Raw genomic sequence first — 3,122 nt, 5'->3', positions numbered from 1 at the left:
ATTTAATGTTATTTCTAGCATTATTTTTGATGGTGGCAGGATTAGAAGAGTTGCAAAAGAAAGAAAAGAGATTTTTAGGTTATATAAACTGGTACCCATAGACTGGACACTTTGAAAAARGGTGTTCAGGCTGTGGGTACCTTTTTGTATACTGGAGAAAGCAATGGAGGGATTTCATGAGCAAGAAGCTTTTTAGTGATAAAGATCTATCGAGGAACAGATACGTGACCAGAATTAGCCATAAAGCGATAACCTATTCGGATGAATTTAAGCAGTTATTCATAGATCAGTACATCATGGGTAGAACCCCAAGAGAAATCTTTGAGGCTAACGGATTTGATGTAAACGTAATTGGGATGAAACGTGTGGAGCAGTGCGCTGACCGTTGGAAGAAAGCCTATGACCATGCTGGCATTATTGGATTGGTCGACTCCCGCAAAGAAAGCTCTGGACGTCCTCTAAATCGAGAACTAACGCAGGATGAGGTCATTGCCAAACAGGAAGCGAGAATAAGGCTCCTCGAATCCCAGGTAGAACTGCTAAAAAAGCTAGACTTGAAAGAAAGGATGCTGGTAACCAAAGGGGCAAACTTAAGCAAGAATAAATTATTCGAGTTGATCAAGGAAGTAGTAGATCAGGGTCTAGGGCGTATGGCTCGCTATCTTTGCGAATTGCTAAACGTTTCCCGCTCAGGGTACTACAGATACCTACAGGCTGCAGACACTCGCTTAGAGCGTGCACGTATGGATGCTGAGGCGGGCGAATGGATTAAGAAGGCGTTTAATCGGAAGGGGTACAAAAAGGGCTCTCGCTCCATCAAAATGATCCTTAAGAATGAATTTGGCATCACTTACAACTTGAAGAGAATCCGCAGGCTTATGAAGAAATTGAACCTTGTATGCCCGCATCGAAAACCAAACCCTACAAGCGTATGGCCAAAGCTACGCTTGAACATCGAACCCTCCCTAACAAGCTACAGAGGGATTTCAAGAAGGGCATTCCGGGGCTTGTTCTACTTACTGACATCACCTATCTTCCGTACGGCCGCTCAGATATGGGCTATTTGTCGACCGTTCTAGATGCTTCGACAGGCGAGGTTTTGTCCCACAACCTTTCGCGCCGAATTGAACTGTCTATTGCGACAGAAACGATTGAGAAGCTGGTCAAACAAAAGCGTTTGAAATTGCATAAAGAAGCTTTCATCCACTCGGATCAAGGAAGTCATTATACAAGCCCTAAATATCAGGGTTTGTTAAAGCAGAAGGGTTTGGGTCAGTCCATGTCTAGGCGTGGGAACTGCTGGGATAACGCTCCTCAGGAATCGTTTTTCGGTCACATGAAAGATCATGTCAAAAGCCGTAGGTATTCATCTTTCCGTGAACTTCAGCTTGAAATTGATCGCTATATTAACTATTACAACAACCACAGGTATCAATGGGGATTAAAAAAGATGACTCCTGTTCAATACAGGAATCATCTCTTATCGGCTGCCTAACAGCCCTCTTTTTCAAAGTGTCCTTGACAGGGGGTCCAGATCAGCAAAGACAATAGAAAATATTCTTAATTGACGTATCAGAAGTCGTCGACAGATCCCGCTTCCGCAACAACAGATCCAAATTCTAAGCCGATAGCAAAACCTATGCCTTTCCAATAATAACGCTGACAGCAAAGCCTAATTCAACCACCAGTCCTAAGCCAACTGATGTCATTGTCGAGGATGTCGCAGTCAAAGGCTTGATCGTGCTGGTTATGGTTTCGGGTGTGAATGATGTTAGATAAACTTATGCCCCAGTACGTGATGATATCTTAAGGAAGGATGGTCCGCATGACAAATAAAATGAATGATGAAGAGTATCTAAAGTTTTCTTAGTGCTTAGGTTAAGATAAATCCCCTGTTTAAGCACTACATGCTACCCGCGTACGTTCTTTAATTGTTAATTGGAAATGGAATATAATGAGGAGGACGTAGCTCAAGCGAAGGCGCGGGAGCGTTCTTTTAATTGAACTATACAAGCTAATAGCTTGTCAACATTACCAGCAAAACAGCTCGAGAACTTGTGTTATATTGATTAATGAGCATGCCAAAGAACCCTCCAATTCGTTTGTATTGGAAGGTTATACCATCAATGTTTTGCTATGCTGGACGGAATGATTTCTTACTTTTTAGTATGGCGTACAACCAATGAACTAACTTATTCGCACAGGCCACTAAAGCCACTTTGTGAGGTTTTCCTTCAGCTCTTTTGCGTTCGTAAAACTCTTTAATCCGAGTGTTGCGAGAGCGGATTAGGCCACACTGTACCGCCATAACTAGTGCGTATCTAAGCTGTCTGGAACCACGTTTAGTGATTCGATTACGTGTTGCTGTAAACTTGCCTGAAGCAAAAACGCTGGGGTCTATTCCTGCAAAGGCAACCAGTTTCTTTGGATGATCAAACCTGTCGACTTCTCCAATTTCCGCTAAAATTGTTGCAGCAATTTTAGGGCCAATACCGGGAATCGACTGGATTAAATCATACTCTTCAATCTCAGTAGCTAGGGCATCTATTGTCTGYTCCAACTCAGAAAGATGCTCCTGGTACTGAAGAATAAGGCTGATCAAGATCTTAAGATTAATCAAGTGGCTCGCATACATCGTTTGCTCAAATGGGTTTTGTTTTGCGGCATCGAGCAACCGTTGAACTCGTTCGTTAATCCACCTCTCTGATCGCCCCCGTTTTGAAGTTAGAAGAGTGTTGATTGTAATTTTTAATTTCTCTTCACTGACTTCCAGAACTGAGGATGAAGTCGGAAACTCCTGTAAGAAGCGAAGGGACACGTTAGAATACATAGCCCCGAAAACACCTTTGTACGCTGGGAAAACCTGATCTAGGACGGCTTGGAATTGAAGCTTCGTCTGTACGCACATCTTGGAGAAGGACTCGTGTTGTCGCGTCAGATAACGCATATTAAGCAGTTGCACTCCTCTTTTTTTGAATGGTTCGAATTCCTCCCTATAGTAAAGCTCGCCCAGAAGATAAGCATCAGCAGCATCCGTTTTCACTTTACGAAGATTGGTTATAGTAAAGCTCGCCCAGAAGATAAGCATCAGCAGCATCCGTTTTCACTTTACGAAGATTGGT

At 43.0% G+C, this 3,122-nt stretch carries 2 protein-coding genes and 1 pseudogene; 2 read left to right on the top strand and 1 reads right to left on the bottom strand.

The annotated features are described in order from the left end of the window. Window positions 1-5 precede the first annotated feature (5 nt). Both AB4Z33_RS30640 and AB4Z33_RS30635 read left to right on the top strand, forming a co-directional pair. Window positions 6-101 (top strand): DUF3953 domain-containing protein, encoded by a 96-nt coding sequence (locus AB4Z33_RS30640; protein WP_442053522.1) that lies wholly within the window; start codon window positions 6-8, stop codon window positions 99-101. Between the two features lie 75 nt (window positions 102-176). After that, window positions 177-1,495 (top strand): IS3 family transposase gene (locus tag AB4Z33_RS30635; RefSeq protein WP_442053521.1). Its coding sequence is split into 2 segments (ribosomal slippage): window positions 177-912 and window positions 912-1,495, totalling 1,320 coding nucleotides; the frame shifts between segments, so codons are not numbered across the junction. A 639-nt stretch (window positions 1,496-2,134) separates the two neighbouring features. Here AB4Z33_RS30635 and AB4Z33_RS30630 read toward each other — a convergent pair. Beyond that, a pseudogene (locus AB4Z33_RS30630) lies at window positions 2,135-3,058 on the bottom strand (IS110 family transposase); the annotation flags it as partial. Between the last annotated feature and the right edge of the window lie 64 nt (window positions 3,059-3,122).

This window comes from Paenibacillus sp. 2TAB19 (assembly GCF_052115185.1).
In the GTDB taxonomy this organism is placed as follows: Bacteria; Bacillota; Bacilli; order Paenibacillales; family Paenibacillaceae; genus Pristimantibacillus.
Note: the sequence above shows the minus strand (reverse complement) of the source record. Positions and strands in the feature narration are given on the sequence as shown.

What these genes read in the sequence shown, in the direction of transcription:
- AB4Z33_RS30640 (WP_442053522.1), top strand. Translation starts at nt 6, where the DNA reads ATGTTATTTCTAGCATTATTTTTGATGGTGGCAGGATTAGAAGAGTTG.